At 68.3% G+C, this 24,270-nt stretch carries 18 protein-coding genes and 1 pseudogene; 11 read left to right on the top strand and 8 right to left on the bottom strand.

The genetic code is table 11. From position 1 onward, the window contains the following. The coding region (locus IE317_RS36605; protein ID WP_229903087.1) for an MFS transporter at positions 1-1,733 on the top strand (1,733 nt) is incomplete at its 5' end. Positions 1,734-1,742: 9 nt separating this feature from the next. After that, positions 1,743-2,219: a DUF2771 family protein gene (locus IE317_RS36600; RefSeq protein ID WP_191315942.1), complete on the top strand. Its 477-nt coding sequence runs from the start codon at positions 1,743-1,745 to the stop codon at positions 2,217-2,219. On the opposite strand, the gene IE317_RS36595 is transcribed toward IE317_RS36600, so the two are convergent. Continuing rightward, entirely contained in the window at positions 2,216-2,602 is a 387-nt protein-coding gene (locus IE317_RS36595; protein ID WP_013230216.1) for a cold-shock protein, read from the bottom strand. The two genes, IE317_RS36600 and IE317_RS36595, sit on opposite strands and share 4 nt — an antisense overlap. 132 nt (positions 2,603-2,734) lie before the next feature. On the opposite strand from IE317_RS36595, the gene IE317_RS36590 reads away from it, so the two are divergent. Further along, entirely contained in the window at positions 2,735-2,971 is a 237-nt protein-coding gene (locus tag IE317_RS36590; protein ID WP_176174588.1) for a hypothetical protein, read from the top strand. On the opposite strand, the pseudogene IE317_RS36585 reads toward IE317_RS36590, so the two are convergent. Then, positions 2,971-3,588 (bottom strand): annotated as a pseudogene (locus IE317_RS36585) (HAD family hydrolase); the annotation flags it as partial. The gene IE317_RS36590 and the pseudogene IE317_RS36585 overlap by 1 nt on opposite strands. A 146-nt stretch (positions 3,589-3,734) precedes the next feature. Here IE317_RS36585 and IE317_RS36580 point away from each other — a divergent pair. Together IE317_RS36580 and IE317_RS36575 are read left to right on the top strand one after the other, a co-directional pair. Then, positions 3,735-4,334: a TetR/AcrR family transcriptional regulator gene (locus tag IE317_RS36580; protein ID WP_191315940.1), complete on the top strand. Its 600-nt coding sequence runs from the start codon at positions 3,735-3,737 to the stop codon at positions 4,332-4,334. Beyond that, positions 4,331-5,287, top strand: coding sequence for a R2-like ligand-binding oxidase (locus tag IE317_RS36575; RefSeq protein ID WP_191315939.1), 957 nt, complete (start codon positions 4,331-4,333; stop codon positions 5,285-5,287). The genes IE317_RS36580 and IE317_RS36575 overlap by 4 nt, the downstream gene beginning before the upstream one ends. A gap of 126 nt (positions 5,288-5,413) precedes the next feature. On the opposite strand, the gene IE317_RS36570 is transcribed toward IE317_RS36575, so the two are convergent. Continuing rightward, positions 5,414-7,072 (bottom strand): AMP-binding protein, encoded by a 1,659-nt coding sequence (locus tag IE317_RS36570; RefSeq protein ID WP_191315938.1) that lies wholly within the window; start codon positions 7,070-7,072, stop codon positions 5,414-5,416. Positions 7,073-7,227: 155 nt separating this feature from the next. Between IE317_RS36570 and IE317_RS36565 the strand changes: the two genes are divergently transcribed. The 6 genes from IE317_RS36565 to IE317_RS36540 are packed head-to-tail and all read left to right on the top strand — an operon-like array spanning position 7,228 to position 16,254. Beyond that, positions 7,228-8,025, top strand: a complete 798-nt coding sequence (locus IE317_RS36565) for a hypothetical protein (RefSeq protein ID WP_191315937.1) — start codon at positions 7,228-7,230, stop codon at positions 8,023-8,025. Positions 8,026-8,064: 39 nt separating this feature from the next. Next, positions 8,065-9,192: a hypothetical protein gene (locus IE317_RS36560; RefSeq protein ID WP_191315936.1), complete on the top strand. Its 1,128-nt coding sequence runs from the start codon at positions 8,065-8,067 to the stop codon at positions 9,190-9,192. Further along, complete coding sequence (locus tag IE317_RS36555; protein WP_191315935.1) at positions 9,189-10,685, top strand: hypothetical protein; 1,497 nt, start codon at positions 9,189-9,191, stop codon at positions 10,683-10,685. Before IE317_RS36560 ends, IE317_RS36555 begins: the two co-directional genes overlap by 4 nt. Then, on the top strand, positions 10,682-11,995 hold the full coding sequence (locus IE317_RS36550) for an AAA family ATPase (RefSeq protein ID WP_191315934.1): 1,314 nt from the start codon (positions 10,682-10,684) through the stop codon (positions 11,993-11,995). Before IE317_RS36555 ends, IE317_RS36550 begins: the two co-directional genes overlap by 4 nt. A gap of 3 nt (positions 11,996-11,998) precedes the next feature. Further along, positions 11,999-13,255, top strand: a complete 1,257-nt coding sequence (locus tag IE317_RS36545) for a metallophosphoesterase family protein (protein WP_191315933.1) — start codon at positions 11,999-12,001, stop codon at positions 13,253-13,255. A gap of 5 nt (positions 13,256-13,260) precedes the next feature. Then, positions 13,261-16,254, top strand: a complete 2,994-nt coding sequence (locus tag IE317_RS36540; RefSeq protein ID WP_191315932.1) for an AAA family ATPase — start codon at positions 13,261-13,263, stop codon at positions 16,252-16,254. A gap of 72 nt (positions 16,255-16,326) precedes the next feature. Here the strand turns inward: IE317_RS36540 and IE317_RS36535 are convergent, their stop codons facing one another. From IE317_RS36535 to IE317_RS36515, 5 genes are all read right to left on the bottom strand, one after another. Beyond that, positions 16,327-17,013: a hypothetical protein gene (locus IE317_RS36535; protein WP_191315931.1), complete on the bottom strand. Its 687-nt coding sequence runs from the start codon at positions 17,011-17,013 to the stop codon at positions 16,327-16,329. Between the two features lie 386 nt (positions 17,014-17,399). Further along, positions 17,400-18,572 carry a Wadjet anti-phage system protein JetD domain-containing protein gene (locus tag IE317_RS36530; RefSeq protein WP_191315930.1) on the bottom strand — a complete coding sequence of 391 codons (1,173 nt, stop codon included), beginning with the start codon at positions 18,570-18,572 and terminating at the stop codon, positions 17,400-17,402. Further along, positions 18,569-21,973: an ATP-binding protein gene (locus tag IE317_RS36525; RefSeq protein WP_191315929.1), complete on the bottom strand. Its 3,405-nt coding sequence runs from the start codon at positions 21,971-21,973 to the stop codon at positions 18,569-18,571. Before IE317_RS36525 ends, IE317_RS36530 begins: the two co-directional genes overlap by 4 nt. After that, positions 21,970-22,695 carry a DUF4194 domain-containing protein gene (locus tag IE317_RS36520; protein WP_191315928.1) on the bottom strand — a complete coding sequence of 242 codons (726 nt, stop codon included), beginning with the start codon at positions 22,693-22,695 and terminating at the stop codon, positions 21,970-21,972. Before IE317_RS36520 ends, IE317_RS36525 begins: the two co-directional genes overlap by 4 nt. Beyond that, entirely contained in the window at positions 22,688-24,196 is a 1,509-nt protein-coding gene (locus IE317_RS36515; RefSeq protein ID WP_191315927.1) for a DUF3375 family protein, read from the bottom strand. The genes IE317_RS36520 and IE317_RS36515 overlap by 8 nt, the downstream gene beginning before the upstream one ends. Between the last annotated feature and the right edge of the window lie 74 nt (positions 24,197-24,270).

Raw genomic sequence — 24,270 nt, 5'->3', positions numbered from 1 at the left:
CCCACGCCGAGCCGCCCACCCGCGTCCAGCGGCCCGCGCCGCCGCGGGCCGGGTTCCACGACGGCCGTGTGCCGAACGCCGACGAAGCACCCACCGCGGCCGCGCCGGCCAACCACCGGCCGCCGCCCCCACGCGGGGCCCGGCCGTACGACCCCCACCGCACCGAGCCGGTGCGCCGCGAGCCCCCGCCCGGCGGCTTCTACCAGGGCGAACGCCACCCCGGCAGCGGCGAGTACGAGCACTACGACACCGGCGGCTACGCGGGCGAACCGCGGCCGCCGGAGCAGCCGCCACCGCCGCCGCGGGAAGAGCCGCGGACGCCGGGCGGCACGCCGAAGCTACCGAAGAAGATCACCGTCACGCGGGTGGCGGCGATGCGCAGCCGCCAGCTGACCGGCCAGGCCGTCGACGCCTTCCAGCGCGCGACGAAAGCCGACGGCGCCGAGAAGTCCGGCCTCACCTCGCTGACCTACGCGGTGATGCTGAACTACGCCAGCGACGCGGCCATGGCGATCGCGCTGGCCAACACGCTTTTCTTCGCCGCGACCAGCGGCGAGAGCAAGGGCAAGGTGGCGCTCTACCTGCTCATCACGATCGCGCCGTTCGCGCTGGTCGCGCCGGTGATCGGGCCCGCGCTCGACAAGGTGCAGCGCGGCAGGCGGCTGGCGATGTGCGCGTCCTCGATCGGCCAGGGGCTGATGGCCGTCGTGATGGCGCTGCACTTCGACGACTGGCTGCTCTACCCGGCCGCGCTCGGGATGATGGTGCTCTCGAAGTCGTTCACCGTGCTCAAGGCCGCCGTGACACCTCGGGTGCTGCCCTCGGAGATCACGCTCTCCAAGACGAACGCCCGGCTGACCACGTTCGGCCTGGTCGCCGCGGGTGTCTTCGGCGCGCTGGCCAGCGGCGTCAACGCGATCACCGGCTCGGCGGGTGCGCTGTGGTTCACGGCGCTGATCTGCGTCGCCGCGGCCGTGCAGTCGATGCGGATCCCGGCCTGGGTGGAGGCGACCGAGGGCGAGGTGCCGACGTCGCTTTCCGCTCACCCGAAGGAGAAGAAACGCCGTCAGCCGATGGGCCGCCACATCGTCGTCGCGCTGTGGGGCAACGGCTCGGTGCGGGTGCTCACCGGCTTCCTCATGATGTTCGCCGCGTTCGCGGTCAAGGCGCAGACCGAGGGCAGCGGGCAGACGCCGTTCATGCAGCTGCTGCTGCTCGGCGTGATCGGTGCCGCGGCGGGCGCCGGCGGTTTCCTGGGCAACGCGCTGGGCTCGCGGCTGCACTTCGGCAGCCCCGATCAGGTGATCGTCGGCTGCGTGGCGGGCTGCGTGCTGGCCGCGCTGGTCGCGACGATCCTGCCCGGCCTGGCCACCGCCGCGATCGTCGGCCTGATCGGCGCGACGGCCAGCGCGCTGGCCAAGATCAGCCTCGACGCCGTCATCCAGGAAGACCTGCCGGAGGAGTCGCGCGCGTCGGCGTTCGGCCGCTCGGAAACCGTGCTGCAGCTGGCCTGGTGCCTCGGCGGCGCGGTCGGCCTGCTGCTGCCGCCGACGTACTGGATCGGCTTCCTGGTGATCACGATCGTGCTGGCCGTCGGCCTGACGCAGACGTACCTGGTGCGCCGCGGCGGCTCGCTCGTGCCGGGCCTCGGCGGCGACCGGCCGCTGCGGCCCGAGCCGACCGGCAGCTTCCCGGCCCAGGGCCTGCCCCGGGACCCGAGGGCCCGCCGGTAGGCTCCGGCCATGCGACGTTCCCGGGTGGTGGCCCTGCTTGCGGCCGGTGGGTTCGCGGTGGCCGGCTGCTCGGCACCCAGCCCGGCCGAGGTCACCTTCTACGCCGACGGCCACACGATCACCACGACGCCGGTACTCTCGTGCGACTACTCCCGGCAGCTCGCGCAGCCGTGCAGCGCCAAGGGCGACACGCAGACGCTGAAGGTCCGCCCGGGCAAGCCGGTGCAGATCTCGGTGCCCGGCGAGGTCGCGGACGCGCCGTGGCAGATCGTCTACGAGTACGTCACCCCGCAGGGCGAGTACAAGCAGAGCGACCCGATCCCGTTCACGTCGCTGGACCGCTACGCCTACACGGTCACGCCGCCGACGCCCGCCGACCGCATTTCCGCGGTGGACGTGCAGAAGTACACCGCCGTGCTCAACTCGAGCACCGGCGAGTCGGGCCTGCTGCCCAGCGACGTGTGGGGTCTCCGGCTGGAGGCCTAGGGGTCGATGTCCCGGGCGACCGCGCGCATGATTTCGGCGATCTGCTTGGTGTGCTTGCGGTCCGGGTAGCGGTTGCGCCGCAGGTCCGGCTGCACCTTCAGCTCGAGCAGCTTGATCATGTCCTCGATCAGGCCGTGCAGTTCCTCGGCCGGGCGGCGGCGCGCCTCGGCGACGGACGGCGGCGGGTCGAGCAGCCGGACGGAGAGCGCCTGCGGCCCGCGGCGACCGTCGGCGACGCCGAATTCCAGCCGCTGTCCGGCCTTCAGCCCCTCGACGCCCTGCGGCAGCGCGGCCTTGCGAATGTAGACGTCGGCGCCACCGTCCTGCGTGACGAACCCGAACCCCTTCTCCGCGTCGTACCACTTGACCTTGCCGGTCGGCACTTCCCTCACCAGTCCTTCTGCTGTCCGCTCATGACTAACGCGCCCGGGGGCGTACCCAGGGCGCGCTGGGTAAAGGGTATCTCGCCACAGGCCCTGGGGAGAAGTCGATACCGCCGGATACCCTCTTGCGTCATGAAGAGCACGACGAAGGAGGCGGGCGTGGCCGCTCCCGGCAAACCGTTCCTGATGCGCGTCGGCATCGGGCTTTTCGGCCTCGGCATGCTCGCCGTGCTGGCGGTGTTCATCATGTTCGCCGCCGGCCTGGAGAACCTGCCGATCTGGCTGTCGGTCGCTGCCGGGGTCATCACGCCGCTCGGCCTGCTCCTCGGCTTGATCGCCCTGGTGATCGAAGCGCGCGCCAAGAATTAGGGCACGGCTGCGAACGTCTTCTCGAACCAGTTCGGGAACTCGGTCAGCGACTCGAACACCACCTCCGCTCCTTCGCTCAGCAGCAGCGTGCGATCACACGGCCCGGTGGTGACGCCGACCGCGATGGCGTTCGCCGCCAGCGCACCCCGGATGTCGCCGGCGTGATCTCCGACATACACCCGCGCATCGTGGGCCAGGAGCGCCTCGGCCTTCTGCGTCGACCACAGCTCGCCGACGACCTCGTCGACGTCGAGCCCGAGCGCGTCCACGTGCAGTTGTGCGTTGGGCCCGTACTTCCCGGTGACGACCAGCGTGCGCCCGCCCGCGGCGTGCACCGCGCGAAGTGACTCGACCGCGCCCGGCAGCGCCATCGTGCTCGGCACGACCATCTCCGGGTACAGCGCGCGGAACCGGTCGACGAGCCCGGGGATGCGCTCCTCCGGCGCCTCGAAGCCGCGCAGGATGTCGTCGAGCGGCGGCCCGAGGTTGGCCGCGAACGCGTCGCCGTCGAGCGGCAGGCCGGATTCGACGCCCAGCGCGTTCATCGCCGCGGCCATGCCCGGCCGGGCGTCGATCAGTGTCATGTCGAGGTCGAACCCCACGGTGATTCCATCCATGCCCCCACCACCACCCTCAACGGAGGCGCTTCGCGCCGCTGGCTTGATTCCGAACGACACCGTAACTCCCACCACCGACAGTTTTACGCGCGAACCGAACGTGTACAGCTCCTTGACAGCGGAGTGATCTGTGTCAAGGTGAGAGTGTGACCAGCTTCACCGAACGGACGAAGGCGTCCCTGCGCGAAGCGCTGCTCGACGCCGCCGCCGACCTGCTGCCGGACCGCGGCCACGCGGGGCTGCGGATGGCCGACGTCGCGGCGAAGGCCGGCGTGAGCAGGCAGACGGTCTACAACGAGTTCGGGAACAAGGCGGCGCTGACCCAGGCGGTGGCGCTGCGCACCGCGTCGGAGTTCCTCGACGGGATCCGGCAGCGGTTCGAAACGGCGGACGGGCTCCTGGCGGGCATCCACCACGCCGTCGTCTACACGATCGAGCACGCGCGGGAGAACCGCCTGGTCGCGGCGGCGCTCGGCACCGAAGCGGGCGAGGACCTGCTGCCGCTCCTCACGACCAGGGGCGAGCCGATCCTCACCGCGGCCGCGGACCTCGCCGCGGAGCAGTACCGCGAGTTCGAACCCGGGCTGTCCGCCGAAGCCGCGGCGCTGCTCGCGGAGACCGTCGTCCGGCTTTCCCTGTCGCACCTGGTGCTTTCCACGCATTCGGCGACCGAAGCGGCCGACGCCGTCACCGCGGTCATGGAACCCGCCATCCGCCAATTCGTCCATCATGGAGTGAAACGATGACCGAGCTCCGGAACGGTTTTTCCTCGCTGCGCAAGGGCGGCCTGAACTGGGACTCGTTCCCACTGCGCCTGTTCGTCAAGGGCAACAAGAAGTTCTGGAACCCGGCGGACATCGACTTCAGCCGCGAGCGCGAAGGCTGGGACACGCTCGACGACGAGCAGAAGCGCAGCACGACGTACCTGGTCGCCCAGTTCATCGCCGGCGAGGAGGCCGTCACCGAGGACATCCAGCCGTTCATGCGGGCGATGTCGGCGACCGGCCGGTTCGGCGACGAGATGTACCTGACGCAGTTCTGCTTCGAGGAAGCCAAGCACACGGAGGTGTTCCGGCGCTGGATGGACGCCGTCGGGCTGACCGAGGACCTCCACCCGTTCGTCGCCGAAAACCCGCACTACCGCAAGCTGTTCTACGAAGAGCTGCCGCAGTCACTGCGGGCGCTGGAGGACGACCCCAGCCCGCCCAACCAGATCCGGGCGAGCGTCACGTACAACCACGTGATCGAGGGCAGCCTCGCGCTGACGGGTTACTACTCGTGGCAGCTGATCTGCACCCAGCACGACATCCTGCCGGGCATGCAGGAGCTGGTCCGCCGCATCGGCGACGACGAGCGCCGCCACATGGCCTGGGGCACGTTCACCTGCCGGCGGCACGTCGCCGCGGACGACTCGCTGTGGGACGCGGTGCAGCAGCGGATGGGCGAGGTGCTTCCCCACGCGCTCAACATGATCCAGTGGGTGCAGGACCAGTTCGAGGAGCTCCCCTTCGACAACGACCCGCAGGAGATCATCCAGTACGCGGCCGACCGGGCGCAGCGTCGGCTGGGCGCGATCGAGTCGGCGCGCGGGATGCCGGTGGAGCAGATCGACGTCGACTACTCGCCCGAGCAGCTCGAAGAGACCTTCGGCGAAGAAGACGCGAAGGCGATCGCGGAGGCCGCCGCCGCGGTGGGCTGAAGCGCGTGTGGGGCACCTCCACGAAGGTGCCCCACACAGACGTTCACCACTCCCAGGTGAGAATGATCATCGGTCGCCTCCCTTCGCGGATTCGCGAAGGACCCACGCTCGAACGCCCCGGGCGGTTTAGGCGTGCTTCGTCGCCGCCGCCTGCTCCAGGCCCAGCAGGCTGATCGACTTCTCGCGCATCTCGACCTTGCGGACCTTGCCGGTCACCGTCATCGGGAACTCCTCGACGACGTGCACGTACCGCGGGATCTTGTAGTGCGCCAGCTTGCCGCTGCAGAACTCACGCACCTTCTCCGCGGTCAGCGGTTCCGCGCCCTCCCGCATCCGGACCCAGGCCATCAGCTCTTCGCCGTACTTTTCGTCCGGGACACCGATCACCTGCGCGTCGAGGATGTCCGGGTGCGTGTAGAGGAACTCCTCGATTTCGCGCGGGTACAGGTTTTCGCCGCCGCGGATGACCATGTCCTTGATGCGGCCGGTGATGTTGACGTAGCCGTCGCCGTCCATCACCGCGAGGTCGCCGGTGTGCATCCAGCGGGCCGCGTCGATCGCCTCGGCCGTCTTGTCGGGCTGTTCCCAGTACCCGAGCATCACCGAATACCCGCGCGTGCACAGCTCGCCCGGCTCGCCGCGCGGGACCGTCAGGCCGGTTTCGGGGTCGACGACCTTGACCTCCAGGTGCGGCCCGACGCGCCCCACCGTCGACACGCGGCGCTCGATCGAGTCGTCCGACCGGGTCTGCGTCGACACCGGCGACGTCTCGGTCATGCCGTAGCAGATGGACACCTCGCTCATCCCCATCCGGTCGATGACCTGCTTCATCACCTCGACCGGGCACGGCGAGCCTGCCATGATCCCGGTGCGCAGGCTCGAGAGGTCGAAGCTGTCGAAGTCCGGGTGGCTGAGCTCGGCGATGAACATCGTCGGCACGCCGTAGAGCGACGTGCACCGCTCGGCCGCGACGGCTTCGAGGGTGGCTTTCGGGTCGAACGCGGGGGCCGGGATGACCATGCACGCGCCGTGGCTGGTGCAGGCCAGGTTGCCCATCACCATGCCGAAGCAGTGGTAGAAGGGAACACATATGCAAACACGATCGCTGTGATTGTAGTCACACAGCTCGCCGACGAAGAAGCCGTTGTTCAGGATGTTGTGGTGACTCAGGGTCGCGCCCTTGGGGAAGCCCGTGGTGCCCGAGGTGTACTGGATGTTGATCGGGTCGTCCGGGGACAACGCGGCCTGCTTCTCGGCCAGCACGGCGGGGTCGCCCTGCCAGCCGGCGTCCATCAGCGCCTGCCAGCTCTCGCCACCCAGGATCACGACGTGCTCCAGCGCGGCGCACTTCTCCCGGACCTCCTCGACCATCGCCGGGTAGTCCGACGTCTTGAACGCGTCCGACGCGACCAGCAGCTTCACCCCGGACTGGTTGAGCACGAACTCCAGCTCGTGCGACCGGTAGGCCGGGTTGATGTTCACCAGGATCGCGCCGATCTTCGCGGTCGCGTACTGGACGCAGGTCCACTCCCACCGGTTCGGCGACCAGATCCCTACCCGGTCACCCTTGTCGATCCCCAGCGACAGCAGCCCGAGCGCAACGGCGTTCACCTCGGCCGCGAGATCCCGGTAGGTCCACCGGCGGCCGGCGTACCGGTCGACCAGCGCGTCCTGATCCGGGAACGCAGCCACGGTGCGGTCGAAGTTGTCACCGATCGTGTCGCCCAGGAGCGGGGTGTCGGAGGTCCCCGAGGCGTAGCTGGGCAGGGCGGGCGCGTCAGGCATGGTGCCTCCTGAAGTCGGCAATGACTCGAGCCGAGTTTAAGAACCCGGGACCCGACCAGCCAGCTTGATCATCAGAGTAGGTCGTTAACCTGCCGAATCACTCTTAAGTGTGGCAATTGCTGGAAAAGACTGGAACTCTGCTACGACTCCCCCACATGGCGGAGTCGTTGGAGGACCTGGAGCGTCGAATCGACGCCTTGCGCATCGAGGTGCGCCGGGCAGTGACATCCGGCGACCTGGCAGGCGCTCGCGTTCTCCGAGCTGATCTTCGTCGGGCAGAACTCGCCTGGGACGACGCGCTCTCCGAGCTCACAACAGCCGAGCGTGGAATCGAGCCGGTCCCTTCCAGCGAATCCGTGCTGCCGCTTCGCGACCAAGCACACCGGGCGCTCACCCTGCTCAACGCTCCCGCCGCACCCAAACTGATCGTCGCCGTCCAGGACGCCTTCTTCGGCGGCGGCATGGCAGCGGCCCGGCTGACCAGCCTGCGCCGCGACGAGGAGCGGTCGTTCCGGTCGTCACCGCACTCCCGCCCGTATTACCTGTGCAGTGCACTGACGGCGGACCGGCTGGTGCCGGCTCGCGGGCTGCTCGCGGTGTCAACGTGGCCGACGGCCCAGCGGATGATCGGCCCGCTCAGCCCGCGCGTCGACTTCCTCACCGCAGCCATCGGCCTGGCCGACCAAGTCGGCCGGCTGAACGAACCGCCCCTGCCGGCATCGAGCCTGCTGTGGCGGTTCGCCACGAACATACCTGGCGCAGCCGACTCGTTCGGCGCCATGCGACCAGAGAAAGTCGCCGAAGCCGCGCGCGCGGAACTAGCGATCCACGAAGAAGCCGACCAGGCGCATCGTCAGGCGGCCGCCGACCGTGCCCGTGCCCAGCTCGATGAGATCCATCAGCTGTTCGGCTCGGCCTTCAAGGCACTACCCAAGACCAAGACCAAGGACTGAGCGGACTTCCTGCCCGCGCTCCCCCGCGAGGAAGAAACTGTGAACGACATCGACACCCGGCTGGACGCCATCCGCGGGACGGCTACGCCGAAGGCCCACAACGCGAGGACCATCGCGGCGCTGACCAGCAACCCCGGCTGCACCCGCAGAAGCGTCCTCGATGCCGCGGCGGTGGACAAACAAGCACTGTCGGAGCACATCGGCTACGCCGCTCCGTTCGGTATGTCCGGTTTCGCCATCGCCCGCGGCAACTCATTCGAGACCCACGTCAAGGCCAACGGCTGCGCCGAGCTGCTGCGGCTGCTGCGCGAGCACCTCGACCTGCCGCTCCCCGAAGTCTCCTACGACGACCTCAATAGCGTCGCTGGGCGCGAGACTTTGGAAGCACGCCACCTGCGCACCCGCCAGCTGCTGAGCCGTGCCCTGCGCTCCGGCGACGACGCCGGCACCCTGTTCGACCACCCGTTGCTCCGGCTGACCATTGCTGGCCGGCCGGTGTACCTGGAGCCCGACCTGGTCGCGTTCCGCCTGCGCGGCCGCTTCCACGTCGTCGAGATCAAGTCGTTCCCGGTGATCGACGGCCGGGCCGACGCCAGCAAGGTCGCCGCGGCCGCGACTCAGTCCGCCGTCTACGTCCTGGCTCTGCGTGAGCTCGTCGCGGAGCTCGGAGGTGACCCGGGGATCGTCTCTCACAATGTCTTCCTCGTGTGCCCGGAGAACTTCGCGAACCGTCCGACGGCCGAGCTGGTCGACGTGCGCAAGCAGGTGACGGTGGTGCGGCGCCAGCTCACCAGGCTGGCCGACATCGGCGGCCTCGTCGCGGAGCTGCCCGCCGGTTTGACGCTGGACCTGCGACCGGACGAGAGGGGCGTGGCGACGCGCCCGGTCGCGGAGCTGCGCACCGCCCTGGATGCCATCGACGCGCGGTACGCGCCGGAGTGCCTGGACACCTGCGAGATGGCCCGGTACTGCCGGGCCGGCGCCGCGGGGCGCGCCGCGGCGCTCGGCCGCCCGGTCCAGGAGGATCTCGGCGGCGTCGACAGCCTCCGCGCGGCGATCGGGCTGGCCGACGGCTCACGGGCTCCGGGCGAACACGAATTCGAGGCGGCCCGGCTGCTACAGCTCGCCGAGCGCTTGCGCCGCGAAGCCCTCGGAGGTGCCGCGTGAGCACACTGACCTCACTCGCCCGCGCGTACGCGGTCGACCGCGGCCTCGCCCAGCCGATCACCACGGTGTGCCACGCGCACATCAGCACCTGGCCGCTCGTGTGCGTGCCGCTGGCCATGGCCGGTGAGGCCAACGCGCCGCTGGCCGTCATGATCGGCGACGACCGCGACGCGCCCCGTGTGCTGATCGTTCCCCAGCCCCGCAACCGGGAGCTGCGGTTCGGCTTCGTCCATTCCCTCGCGCTGGTGATGCTCCACTACGTGGGGTCCTTCGCGGGCACGACGCAGAACGTCGCCCGGCGAAGTGGCCCGCCCAAGGCTCGCCCGATCGACGCGCCACAGCTGTGGGTGCCGAACCACGGCGGGATCGACTTCCTGCGGCTGCTCGGGCGTTCCACACGGTTCCGCAGCACGACCGGGCCGCATGCGGTCGAGATGTCCGTCCCGACCGTGGGCAAGTGGCTCACGTTCCTCGGGGAGCGAGCCGAGTACCCCGGCTCGTCGCTCTTCCTGGCCGCCACCGACGTCCTGACCCAGCACTGGGCCACCGGACAGAGCGCGATCGAGGACCAGAACCTCGCCGCCCTGCTGGGCTGGATCGCCCCGCCGGAGGGGATGACCGGCGCTGCGGCGGCTCGGCTGGCCGAGGACCCGCTGCTCACCCCGCCGGCTGGCCCCGCCACGGATCCGACGTTCGACCGGGAGGTGCTCGCGCCGGCCATCGCCGAGTACGACCGGGCCACCGGCGCCGCTCGGCAACGCCGGGCCACGGCCAGGTTGGAAGCAGCCCTGCGGGATCAGCTTGCACCGACCTGGGCGCTGCTGTGGCAGGCCATCGACCTGCTCCGTGCCCTCCCGCCGGGCGGGCACGTCGCAGCCCGCTGGGATCGGGACAAGGACGCCTACCTGCGGTTCCACACGTACCTCGCGGGCGACGGCCGCCCGCAGCCCAAGCGGGACAGCGCGGTGGCCTCGGCGTTGCGTCTCAACGAGCTCGAACGGTACAAGGCCGCCTACGACGCCCAGCGGGCCTTCGACGACCCGCTGGTCATGGCGGAACACCGGATCACCGGTGAGGCGTTCGCGGGCACCGTGACCTCGGTCGTGCCCGACCGCCAGGTCGGTGTAGGCCAACGCGCCAAGCTCCGCCCGCTGATCACCGTGTCGACGTCCGATCCGGTCCGCCTCGTGCCCGGCGACGCCACGGTCACCGACCAGAGGCGCCCTCGGCAGGTGGGGCAGATTCTCACCGTCACGGGCGAGCTGGGCGACCTCGAAATCACCCTCGAGCTGGCGGGCGGAACCGGACGCCGCCTGACCGCGCCGGCCGGGACGGTTCCGCTGGCCGGAGACCAGGTGTGCTTCAGCTCGCTCACCGACTCTTACCAGCAGCGCGGGAACTTCCCCGCGCGCGAAGACACACCGTGGACGCACGGCGGTCCGCCCGCCCCGCCGGCTCCGAGGAACGACGACGGCAACGAGGAGTGGTCATGACCGGCGCCGCAGAAGAGGCCGAACAGGTGGTCGGCGCGGTGCTGTCCGACTTCACGAACGGTGGCGGCCGGGGCGTCGTCGTGGACTCCCCGCCCGGCGCCGGCAAGTCCACCCTCGTCGCCAGGGCCGCCGTCGAGATCGCCCGCCGAGGCGAGCCCGTGATGCTGGTCGCCCAGACCAACGAGCAGGTCGACGCGCTCATCGACCGGATCGCGCGGCAGGCACCCGAGCTGCGGATCGGCAGGTTGTCCGCGACGACCTACGAGCCCACACCGCGGGTCGCCCACCCTGGGGTCACCGTCGCCGGGCGGCTCGAGGACCTGAACGACCCGCACATCGTGGCCGGCACGGCAGCCAAGTGGATGCACGTCACTTGCCCGCCGTGGCCGTGGGCGATCATCGACGAGGCATATCAGATGAGGTCGGACACGCTCTTGCGCGTCGCCGGCCGGTTCGAGCGTGCCCTGTTCGTCGGCGATCCCGGTCAGCTCGACCCGTTTTCGATCATCGAGGTCGACCGCTGGACCGGGCTCACCTGGGACCCGATGCAGAGCGCCGTCGCGGCCTTGCTCCGGCACAACCCCGACCTGCCCGTCCACCAGCTCCCGGTCTCATGGCGCCTGTCGGGGTCGGCCGCCCCGCCGGTATCGGCGGCCTTCTACCCGTTCACCGGGTTTCAGGCGGCTACGTCCCCCGGCGAGCGTCGCATGGACTATCGGACTCGGGGGTTCGGCGGTCCGGCCGATGAGACGCTCGAAACCGCGGCGCGGACGGGGTGGGCGTTCCACGAACTGCCGGCCCGGCACACTCTGCGCACAGACACCCAGGCCGTCGACGCGATCGTCGGCCTCGCCGAACGCGCCCTCCAGCGCGGAGCCACCACCTGGTCCGAAGCCACGCCGGAGGAGACCCCACTGTCGGCCGACCGCATCGCGATCGGCGCCGCGCACCGTGACCAGGTCGCCGCGATCCGGCGGACCCTCACCACGCGCGGCTTCCCGGCAATCAAGGTCGACACCGCGAACCGACTGCAGGGCAGCGAGTACGACTTGGTCCTCGTGCTGCACCCGCTGTCTGGCCGCCGCGACGCAACCGAGTTCCACCTCGAGTCCGGACGACTATGCGTCCTGACCTCCAGGCATCGCCATGCCTGCATCGTGGTGGCCCGCGCCGGGATCCAAGAACTGCTAGACGCGCACCCGCCCACCGAGCCCATGCACCTGGGTGTGCCCGCGAAGTTCCCAGACGGCTGGGAAGCCAACCAGGCCATGCTCACACACCTCCGCGACCACCGAGTGACGGCGGGATAGCCCATGAAACTGCTCCACATTTCCGATTGGCACCTCGGCCGGGTCACATACAACGAACCCCGGGCCGTCGACCACGACGTCGTGCTGGCCGAGACGATCGACATCGCGCACCGCGCGAAGCCTGACCTGATCGTGCACTCGGGCGACCTCTTCGATCACGCTCGGCCGTCCCATGTGGACATGAGCAGAGCCATCACCGCCCTGCAGGAACTCGCGAGCGTCGCGCCCGTGGTCGTTGTGTGCGGCAACCACGACTCGCCGTCGCTGTTCCGGGTCTTCTCACAGATCCTGGGTCCTGGCAGCAGGATCCACCTCGTCGACGCGCCGCGCGACCCGCGCGATGGCGGGGTGCTCCGCTTCCCGATGGAAGACGGCTCGGTGGCGCGGCTCGCCGTCCTGCCATTCGTCAACGCCAACCGGATCGTCGATGCCTTCGAGGACCCCGACAGCTGGCGCGCGGCTTACGCCGAGCGCGTCGGGAGGATGGAACGAGCGCTCGCCGCCGAGCTGCTACGCGACTTCGACGATCGTCGCGACATCGCGATCTTCGCCGCCCACCTGCACGTCGGCGGCGCGAACTTCGCAGGCAGCGAACGGCCGGTGCACGCTTCCGACTACTACGCCACCACGACCGACGAGCTGCCCGCCGTCGCCTACGCCGCGTTCGGTCACATCCACAAGCCGCAAAAGCTGCCTGGCAAGGGCGTGACCGGCCGGTACGCCGGATCGCCGATCCAGCTGGACTTCGGTGAGGCCGGCGAACGCAAGAGCGTTGTGCTCGCCGACCTGCAGCCTGGCCGTCCCGCCGTGGTCGACACGATCGACCTGAGTGGCGGGCGCCCGCTCTGCAAGCTCGAAGGCACTCTGGACGACCTTCGCGGGATCGTTTCGTCGGTCGGCCGGGCGTTGTGCCAGGTCGCCGTACACACCGAGACACACCAGCCGGCACTGGCTGAGCTGGTCCACGACCTCCTCCCGGACGCCGTCGTCCTCCAGGTCACCGAGGTACGCGCGGACCAGCGGCTCGAGGTGCTCTCCCCGGCGGCGGGCGCCGTCGACGCCGAACCCGGCATGCGGGAGCTCTTCCGCGACTTCCTGACCGAAGTGGGCACCTCGAAGGTCGGCGCGGAGCGGGTCATGGAGACATTCGGGCGGGTACTGACCGCCGTCGAGGAACAACAGCCGATCGAGCTCCCGGAGAAGGCGCTGCTCACGGCGCCGCTGGAGGCCGACCGCACGACCAAGGAGGTGCCGCGATGAGGCCCGTGACCCTGAAGTTCGCCGGCCTGCGCTCCTACCGCGGCGAGCAGGAGATCGACTTCACCGACGTGAACCTCATGGCGATCGTCGGCGACACGGGCGCCGGCAAGTCCTCTATCCTCGAAGGACTGTGCTTCGCGCTCTACGGGGTCTGCACGTGGAACGGCAACAGCGGCAAGGACCTGATCACCGATGGCGGCGACGGCACCCTCCGGGTCGAGCTCGTCTTCCGCGCCCGAGGCAAGACCTGGCGCGTCACACGGACCACGTCAGCCGGTTCTTCGCCGCCGGCGAAGAACCGACTCGAAGGACTGAGCGACTCCTCGGACGTCGTCGGATTCCAAGCCGTCAATGACGCCGTCCAGCAACTCGTCGGCCTCGGCCATAAGGCCTTTCTCCGCGCGGTGGTGCTGCCGCAGGGAAAGTTCCAGGAACTGCTCCAGGCCAAGGCGACCGAACGCACCACGATCCTGAAGAGCGTCCTCGGCCTCGACGAGTTGGCCGAGGTCCGGCGGCAAGCCGCCGCCGAGTTTCACCGGCTCGCTCCGCAGCTGCTGGAGCTGGAGCGGCGCCGCGCACCGTTGCCAGCTGACCCCGCAGTCGCCATCGCCGACGCCGACGAGCGGCTTTCCGCAGCTGCGGCGCAGGTCGAGCAGCTGAGCGACCTGACGTCCGTGATCATCCTCGCCCGCAAGGACGCCGACAACGCCGCTCAGCTCGCCGGCAAGTACCGGACCGCGGCGAAGCGGCTGGCCGACGAGCTCCCGGTAGACCTTGCCGACCAGTACGCCAGCCTGATCGAGCTGGACACCGAGCTCGCCGGCGAAATCGCCGTCGCCGAACGGAAGCTCGAAGAGACCGAGGGCGAAGAGACCCGTCTTAAGACGTTCCTCGCCGAAGGGGACCTGGCCGGAACCGGCGTTTCCGGAGTCGCGTCGGCGTTGACAGGTTTCGAGGCCCTGCGAGGCCAACTCGCTGAGGTCTCCGGTCAGGAGACCGAACTGGCCGAAGAAAAAGCGGCGCTCGACTCGGCCCGGGCCGAGTTGAGCGAGCGCCGCATCGGACACGCCGACCTCGTCACGAAGGCCGAGACGACCGCGGCTGAAGCAAGGCTCGCCGAAACGGCACACAGCGACGCGGAGACGAAGCTGAGCCAGTGCCGCGACCTGCTGGCTGTTGCCCGGCAGGCGATGGCTTCGTTCTCGAACGCGACCGCAGCATTGCCGCAACTCCGACAAGCACTGCGCGAGCGCACGAGCGATGTCGCAGACGCCGACCAGGCCGTGAAAGATGCCAAGACACGTCTCGACCGCGCCACCAAAGACCTCGACACCCTGCAGCGCAAGAACTCCGCGGCCCACGCGGCCGGTGAAAGCCATCCCGGCGACCCGTGCCCGATCTGCGTACGCCCCCTGCCCGACGACTTCGCCCCTCCCACCACTGCTGGAACCGAGCAAGCCAAGACCGAACGCACGCAGGCCGAGCAGGAAACCGAAGCAGTAGGTGCCGAACTCGTCGAAGCCCAGAACTCGCGAACGGTCGCTCAGGTGCGGCTGGAAGAAGCGATCAAGCTCGCCGACGAGTTGTGTGAAAAGCGTGACTCCGCCTGCTCGGCGGCTTTCGAAGCGCTCGGGGCGGTGGACTTCGCCCTCGACGACGAGACAATCCTTCAGGAGGTCGCAGAGCAGGTCCGCCGCGCCGCCGAGGCCCGGGAGACAATCGCCGCTAACGCGAAGGCGGCGCAGGATGCGATGAATGACAACGACGCCTACTTGCGCCACACGGACCCGGCCCTCACGCAACGCGAGAAAGCGCTCGAGAAGAACCTGTCGGCCCTCGACCGCAGGAAGGAGAAGATCGCGACGCTCTACTCCGCCGTCCCCGAACCCTACCGGTCCGAGCCCGAGCCGACCGACGCGGCGATCGACCTGGGCGTGGAAAAGGCCAAGCAGCGCAAGGAAGAACTCCGTCGCACAACAAACCGGCTCGCCACCGTCCAGAAACAGGCGAAGCTGCTGCGCGAAAAGAAGAAAGGCCTAGCCAAGAAGCGGGACAGCGAGGTGGGGCAACCCGCCACACAGCTGAACCTGCTCGTGCAGACCATCGCCACCAGGTCCGCCGCAGCGGCCGAACTGATCGAAATGCCCGCCCCCTGGGGCCGTCCGGCGCCGCCGTCGATCCTCGGCGACGCGCAGTGGGCACGCGATGTCCTGACTGCCGCCACGAAGATCGTGAAGGGCTGTCGCAGCGCGGCGGCCGCCCAGGACAGCCAAGTGCTGGCTGCACAGTCCCGCGTCGCCGAGGCACTCGCCACCGCCGGGCTCCCCGACGAAGCCACGCTCGAAGAGCGGTTAACCAACGCTCGAACGGACGCCCGCGAGGCCAAGCGGGACCGGGAAACCGCCATCGGCCAGCAACCACTGTGCGCCGAACTGGACAGCCGGATTGCCGCCGCCAAGCCCGCCGTCGAAAGCTTGCACGAGCTGGACGGGCTCCTCGCCGACGGGAAGTTCCCCGCGATGGTCGTCAAGCGGCGACAGCGGGCGTTGCTTGAACACGCGTCGAGGCTGCTCCGATCGATGACGAGGGACCGGTTCGCGTTCTCCGCCGACTTCCGCATCGTTGACGGCCACACCGGACAGCCCCGCGACGTCCGGACGCTCTCCGGCGGAGAAACGTTCCTGGCGAGCCTCGCTCTGGCCTTGGGGCTGGTGGAACTCACGTCCCGCGGCGGCGGGCGCGTCGAGGCACTGTTCCTCGACGAGGGGTTCGGCTCCCTGGACTCCACCGTCCTGGGAGACGCCCTGGATGCGCTCGCCCGTCAAGCCGACGACGGCCGGCTGGTCGCCGTGATCAGCCATATGCGCGACGTTGCCGAGAACTTCGACGATGTCTTGCTGGTCACCCGCACCCCCGGTGGCAGCCAGGCGCGCTGGCTCGACCCGGCCGAGCGCGACCAACTTGTCACCGATGAACTGGCAGCCGGGCTGTTGAGCTAGACATTGCGGGCCCGTCGACTGGATCACCCGGTGCCGCAGCAGGATGCGGTCGGCGGTCGACACGTCACCCGGTCACTCCTTCTTGAGCGGGTACAGCGGACCGTTCGACCAGTTGATCTCTTCGTTCAGCTCCTCCGCGGCAAGAGTGGCGATGTGGCGAGCCGCGTAAAAATGGATACGGGCGCAGGAGAGCGCGCCGGTCAACCCGATGGAGTGCTTCCCACCCGGCTTGGCACGCAAGACACTGCTGGCCGTCGCGACGCCGGTTCCTTTCACCGGGCCCGGCCACACTTCACTGCGCCAGCCGCTGACCAGGCCGTGCGTCAGGCAGTGACGCACCTCCATCCAGCCGTCTGCTCGGGACACGGTCTCATCCCAGCCGATCGTCTCGGTTGCGGGGCGACCGCTGACGCCCGGGATGTTCCACACCTGAAGGGAAAAGTCCCGCCCCAGCTTTGGTTTCAACGCCGGGACCTCAGCGGCAACTTTCGAGCTGAACAACCGCACGGTGGGGTTATTCATCGTGACTTTCTTGGCCACCTGGGCGAACCCGTGTCCCTGCAAGAGAAGAACAACCGCGAGGAACTCCTCAACGAAGCCCTCAAACGCGGCGATCACCGAGAGCGTCACGGCTGGAGCAAGCGCGGCAGAGTTGCCCGAACCGCCTGCGTCCCGGGGATGCAAGGCGATGAGGCGCTGCGACACCTCCAGCGACCTGAAGTACTTCTCCGCCGTTGCTTGCAGGTCAGGTGAGAACAACGATGCCCGCCTCTCGAATGTCGGCTCATGCCAAGGCGGATTCACGCTACACGAGTTGTCCCAACCACAAGGTATCGGTCGCGACCCTAGGACCTTCGGTGTGTTTTCGCGTGAAGTGATCCTGACTACGTCGGGGACCATCGAACTTCGGCCGGGTCGATGCCGCATAGACAAGCGATTCAAGCACCGAGAACTCGACCAGCGCCTTGAACTCCTCCGACGGCTGGACCAGCGAGCGCGCCGAGTCGTGGCGAACTGGCCGGAGCTGGTTGATTTTGCGCTGGGCGCGTCGCGCTAAGCGACACCGAAGCTGTACCACCTCCTCGGCGAAGCTCCGAACGGTCCGGTGCCAGCTCAGTGTTCGTCGGTCATGCATGATGGCGGGTCTAGGTCGCTCGCGTCCGGGCTACCTTACGCAACGCCGCTACCGCGTCAGCAGCCAACGACAGCGGTAGGCGCTCCTGCTCAACCCGCCGATGACCGCGGAGGTCTGGGCGCAATAGCAGGGCGTACACGTCGCGTTCCCCCGGCGTGAGCAGCGGCAGGGTTTTGGGGGTGGCCGGTTTCAGCGGCACGCCCTTTTGGTCTGTGTCGGTGCCGAATCGCTCGTAGGTCTCGTAAGTCGCCCGGTCCATCAGGATGCTGCCGACTTCGACGCCATCCTCGCGCCAGCCGTTCAGGATCTCGTAGCCGTGCGTGTCGATGTCACCCCAGTAGCAGAGGCGGGGCGCGCCGGTCAGCCATGGGAACGCGGCCGCCGTCTTGCCGCCGAAGCCGTCGCCCTCCACCGCGATACCGCCCTCGACCGGCGGGAAGTGGAGGGCGGTGTCCTTGTTTTCGGAGATCACGACGACCTCGGGGCGGTAGGGCGGTGCGAAAGCGTCGCCGACCGTAGCGCTGTCGTGGTGGCGCCGGCCGGACTTGCGGTATTCCGGGTCCAGGTAGGTGAAGTGGATCCGAGCCGGATGCGGAGGCAGCAGGCCAAGTCCCTCCTGGCAGCTGAGCGCCGTGATCAAGAAATGATGAGTGTTCAACCACTTGGCATGCACCCCGGGCACGGGCACTTGCCGCGGCGTGAGCCCCGCGGCGTCGTTCACCTGGAACCAGCGAGCGACGGTCTGGAGGAGGTCGAAGTCGACGTCACTGTATTCGTGTACGGCCCGGATCACGGTGGCGAGGTTCTCCGCCGCTGGGAACGCGTCGGTCAAGCGCGCAAGCCGTTCTTGAGCCCGGCGACGCTTGACGTCCCAGCCGTCCCCGGCAACGGCGGCCGCCGCCTCGATCGAGTCGATTTCGACGTGGGTGGGGATGTCCTGAGTTGTGCTGTACACGCGTTTCGGAGCCGTGAGCAGCCGAGCCGGGCGACCGCTCATCCACTCGCGCCATTCTCGCCGCAGCGGTTCGTAGGTGGTTCGCCACTCGTTCTCTAGCGCGGTCTTCGTAGTCGTCCCCAGGGAGAAGCGGTGCGGCCAGGACACGGTCGTCCCCACCAGGTCGGTGGCCCACGTGTTGCCGAGCCTCCTGCGGATGTCAGCTGCGACGGCAGCGGGCGCCTTCACGCGGACTCCTCCGCCGCCAGCGCGCGCACGGCCCGGCGGGTCGTCGGTGGCAGTGGCTTCACCGACGAGTAGCCGCTGGCGCTCTTCGCCATGTAGAGCACGTGGTCGGCGTGCGGTTCGAGTGCGGTGAACTGGCCGTACGGCGCTCCGATGATCAGCTGGAAACCGAGCCCCTTCCACGCGTCGACGGCCCGGCCGGCGAACTCGCTGTCGGCCTTGACGAACCCTTCGTCGAGGAACACCGGTGCGAACCGCGGGCGTGCGTGGGCTTCGTCGCCCAACTGGAACCGGAGCGCGGCTCCGACGATGAAGGCGACCAGTTCCTGGGTCTCCCCGCCGGACTTGCCCCCGAGAGCTGCGTAGGTCGACCGTTCGCGGCCTTCGTCGTCGTAGGACACCGCGGTGATCTCGATGTGCTTGCGCACGTCGAGGAAGTAGTCGCGGTGGGACTTGCCGGGGACGTCTGTGCGGATGTGTCGCATGAAGCGGCGAAGCCGGGTGAACCAGTTCTGGACCTGCTCGTCGCTGAAGGTGTCGGTGTCAGCCCGGGAGAGGACGTTGAGTTCTCTCTTGAACTTGACGACGTCGTCACGGCGCAGCTCCCGGAGGTCGATCTTGAGCCGGTACCGGTGGGCGCCGAACGGGAGCCGGGCGAGGATCGCGTTGACCGGTTCGAGCCGGTTGCGGATGTCCTCGACCGCGAGGCTGAAGGCGCCGGCGAGCGGCACGAGGTCCTGGCCGGACCAGTCGGTGAGCCGCTTCGTCCACTCCCGGCGGCGTTCGTGCAATCCGGTCGCGGTGATCGTGTCGAGGATGCGCCGGAACGACGTGTGGTCCTCGACCGAGGTCGAGAGGCTGGGGTCGGGCCACCGTTCGAGGTAGTTGCGGAACGTCTCCTCAAGCGAGCGGGCCGCGTTGCCCGCCTTGTCGCGGGCCCCCTTACCGCGATCGGCGAGCTTGCTTTTCAGCCGGCCGGCACCGATCTGGAACCCGGCCCGGTCATCGACCGTCGCGACCAGCGCGAACTCGGCGGTCAGGAGCTCAGCCTGTTCTTCGGTCAGGGTGACGACCTGTTCACGCTCGATGCGCTGGATCTCGCCGACGACGTGGTCCTTGCGCTTGATGACTTTGCCGCGTTCCGCTTCCAACTTCTCGAGTCCGACTTCGAGGGCACCAATTTCCCGGCCGACGCTCGTCAACGCGTCCTTGAGGCGCTCGAGTTCCTCGCTGAGCGCCCGTAGCGCGTCGTCCGACTCGAGAAGAAGCTTCTTCTGCTCATGAAGTCGTTCGATATCCGCTCGGATGCTGTCCGGATCGATACTGCGCCACGCGGTCGCCAGCACGAGCTCATGTGCTGCCTTCTCGGTGTGAAGGCCGTTGAACTCGATCTCCACGGCTTGTCGTCGCCGGTCCAGGTCATGGAGGATGCCCTCGAGTTCGCCGAGCCGTTGCTTGATTTCGGCGACCCGCTCTTCCTTCGAAAAGCCGATCACATATGGGCCGCTGAGCTCACCATGAGCTCCGGAACGGCCTTGCCGGGTCTGGCCGTTGACTGTGACCCGGCGTCCCCCGCGACCGAGTTCTTCGGCGGTTTCGACGCATAGCGCGTCCGTGTTCGATGCGGTGATGCGGTCCTGCACCCATGTGGTGAAGGGCGTGTTCTTGAAGGCGAGCTTGCCCGACACGAACCGCGGGTCCATGTCCTCCGGTTCGAACTGTGCGAGGTCGATCCCTTCGAAGTTGACCCGCCGCGGCAGTCTGATGCCGTCGATCAGGCGGGAAACCCGGTCGAGATGCCGTACGTCGACGAGCAGAATCCGGGCGACGCCGAACAGCGTCGTTTCGACGGCCTTGCGCCACTGCTTGTGCTCGGGTCGGACGTCGATGAGCTCTCCGGCGAACGGGAGGTTCTTCGGTTCGATGCCGGTCGCTTCGGCGATCAGCATTCGGGCTTGGTGCAGGCCCGGGTCCATGCGCCCGTCGCGATCCCGCAGTGACCTGAGTTCTTCGCCGAGTTCCTTTCTCTCGTTGCTGGGCTCGTACAGGTCGGTGTAGAGCGCCGTTCGGCGTTCCTCGACAGCCTTGAGCGCAGACCCGAACCCGGCAAGGAAGTCATTCGCTCGCTCCTGCGCCGCACCGAATTCCGCCTCCGTGTCGATCCGCGCGCCGAGACAGGCAGTCAACCGGTCGAAGCTGCCACGCTGTGCTTCGGCAGCGAGGAAATCCTGCTCCAACACAGCGATGTCCGCATCGATCCGCTCGAGCGTCGCTTGGGAATCGTTGTCGCCGAGGTCGGTCTCGACAGCCAGCTTCTCCTTCTGAAGACGGGCTTCCCGCTTCTCCGCATCGGACTTCTGTTCCGATGTTCGCTTGTGCTGGTCCCGAAGGTCGTCCTCGGCCTCCTCGAGCAAGGTGTCCTCGGTAGTCAGCTTCCACAGCTCGAACGGGCTGTCTCCGGTGCGGTGGATCCCGAAGGTGTCGATGAGCCGGGCGTCCGCCAGCGCTCTTTCGCGTTCTTCGCAGAGTTCCGGCACCCGCGCCAGCGCCTCCGCCTTCTTCGCCTCGGTCGCCATGGCTTCGTAGGCGTCTTCGAGGTCCTTGAAGTGACCGATCGCCGCGTCGGCTGCCTGGTAGGTTCCTGGTGTCTCGATGACCATAGACTTGTACAGGTCGTCGACGGTGCGAACCTGCTGCCCACCTTGGATTCGGGCGAGCAGCCGGACGGCCTTGGCACCGTCACCCTGAGCCCCGATGCCGAGCCGTGTGAAGAACGCTTGGGAGAAGGCGCCGTAGGATTCGTGCATCTTCAAGTTCGGGAACCGGGCGGTCACGGCACGTTTGTCGAATTTTCCCTCGGCGAACTGTTCGAGTTCCCGCAGGTCGATGGCGCCGTCGATGGTGCACATCTTGCGGGTCAGATCGCTGTCTCGTGCAGCGGACCGCGGCACGTAGTACAGCCGCGCGAGGGTGTAGCGGCGTTCGCTGTCGTCGATGAAGGTCACCGCGAGGGCGCCCCAGGTCGCCGAGTCACGGCCGCGCAGAACCTGGTCGGAGAGCTCGCCGGTGCCGGCGTTCCGACCGGTGTCCAGTTTGCCGCGCAGGTACGAGACCAGGCTGCGTTGGTCGGCGCTGCGCGCCCGGCCGACGGTGGCGTCGTTCGACGCCCCGTTGAACGGCGTGTTCGCGTCCATGACCAGCGCGATGTAGCCGTCGAGCAGCGTCGACTTACCAGTGCCCGACGCACCGGAGAGCAGCGTCGTGGTGCTCGCGAACTCGACGGTGCAGTGGCCGTGGAACCCACCCCAGTTGACCAGCTGCAGCGTCTCGACCTTCCATTGCGCCGTTCCCTCGCCGGCTCCGGGAAGGTACCGGACCGAGGGCTGGGTCGCATCGGCCGTCACGACGTCATCTCACTCTCCGCCACAGCGGCATCGGCACGGTTCTCGTCGATGAGCCATTCCCACAGCTCGTGCAACCGGGACAGCGGCAGCAGCACCGCGATGACCGGGGAGACCCGCAACCGTGTGGGGTCGTTGGTCCGGGCGAGGACCTTCGCCTTGAGGAGGCTTTCAACCGCGTTGACGGCCTTCGCCTCGTCACCGGACCGGTTGGTCGCGGAGGCGGGGCGGAACGAGGCGACGTGGGCGATGAGTTCGTCCCGCTCGATGGTGACGTCGTCGTGCCCAGCAGCCTGCTCACTTTGGAACCGATGCCGGAGGAAGACCAGCATGATCGTCTCTTCCCGCGTGTACGCCGTGTCGTGCAGGAGCGTCGGGAACTCCTTCGCGCCGCCTTCCGCGACCGCCTGCCGCTTGAACGCGACCTCGAAGTGCCGGTCCAGGTGGAGGTCCAGGAACAGGTCGTTCAGCCGGGCTTTGATCGGCGCGGGATCCTCGCGGATGACCCGCCATTCCGCGGGGTGCTGCGCGGCCGAAATGAACCGGTTCTTGAGCAGGATCACCAAGGCGCGGCGCTGAGCGAGCGAGAGCCCACCCGTATCCCCCTCGAAAAGCGCGAACGTCGACTCGCCTTCTTCGGGCTCGATGGCGTCACCGGGTTCGTCGATGAAGCCGGTGTCGTCGTCGAACTCGGCGCCGGAAGAGCCGGCCGTTTCGTCACTCATCGCCAGCTCCTTCGAGCGACCAGCCATCGAGTGTCGCCGCCTCGTCCCGGGTGAGCGTGATGGCAGGCACCAGGAAGTTCCGGCGGTTCCCGTCTGGGCGGATCGCTTCGAAGACTTCCGGACCGGCGTCGTCCCGAAGAGCACCGATCCCGTTCACGACGTGCAGGAGTCCGAGCACCTCGACCGGCCGGCGCAGGCGCGACGGCAGCTCGTTGAACATCCGGCCGACGGTGCCCATATCGCCGGTCGCTAACGCGTCGACAAGGGCGAGCCGCAGTTCTTCCAAGGACGGACCGCCTCGCATGCGCAGCTCCTCGACGGTCGGTGGGTCCGGGGCGTCCTCCTCGACGTCTTCCAATGGTGGGGGTGGCGCCGCCGAGGCCGGATCCCACAAGCGCTCGCGGAAGTGACCGACCTTCGCGGTCGGTGGCAGGAGCCCGACCGGGACCGTCGCTCGAGGGCCGGCTGTCTCCATCCACGTCGCCAGTTCGCGGTCGATGCCGCGCAGTACCCGCCCCAGCTCACGCTCCTGGAGCACGTCGTGGTTCACGATGTGCTCCTTCAGCGTCGCGGTGAGCCGTCGGCGCTGCGCGAGCACGTCCTTGGTTCCCTGCCGGATCACCGCCTCCGCACCACGGATCTCGTTCAGGTCTTGGGTCTCTAGAACGGCCGCCGCGGGGTGCGCGAGGATCACTTGGACGTTATCCCGCAGCTCGAGCAGGAGCGCGTCATCGCGCAGCAGCACGAAGGCGCCGTCGAACGCCCGCCCTTCCGGCGTCGCCTTCACCAGCTCGTCTTGGTCGCGCAGGTATTCGTCGAGCACCTCGGCGACGGCGCGGTCCTCGTCACGAAAATCTCGGAGGATCTTGCGGTGCATGTCGAGCACCGACTCCTCGACGCGCTTGAAATCCGAAGGCAGTTGCCCGATCAGGTCGATGAGGTTCGTGTAGCCGTCCAACATCCGGTCGTCGGAGGCGGCGGCCACGTCACCACCCGATTCCAGGCGGTCACGCTCGGCTTCCAGCTCATGGATCTGCACGTTCAACCGCTCGATGCGTGCGTCGGCGTCCGGCGCGGCTTCGAGCGCCCATCTTCGGACGGTGTCAAGGATTGTCGTCAACCGCGACTCCGATACGAGCACTCGATCCCGGGACATGCTCTGTACGAGGTCGATCGCCTCCAAGGCGAACGAAGTCAGCGAATATTCCAGGCTTCCGTCCTGGGCGTTGTCCCGGAACAACCACTGGTCGTTCACCCACATGTTGCATAACGATCGTCCAGTCGTGTTCGGTGGCACATCGACGCCGTTCCCCTGCAATTCGTCGAGCAGAGTGTCGACCTGAACGTGCAGCCGGTCGGCTTGCACCGAACGACGATCGCGAGAGAAGGAGCACCGGAAGACCGCTACCCGGAACGCCGCCCACTTGCCGTCCAGCAGCCGGAGTGTGGGCCGTTCAAGGGCATCTCGCACCCGGGCGTGTTCGCCGACGACCTCGCTCACATACCCTCCCGTGCCGTGGACCCGAACCTCCCCGAGACGGTAACCCCGGCCACCGACATTTCGGTGCTTCCGCT

The sequence above is a fragment of the Amycolatopsis bullii genome, assembly GCF_014654205.1.
GTDB lineage: Bacteria > Actinomycetota > Actinomycetes > Mycobacteriales > Pseudonocardiaceae > Amycolatopsis > Amycolatopsis plumensis.
Note: the sequence above shows the minus strand (reverse complement) of the source record. Positions and strands in the feature narration are given on the sequence as shown.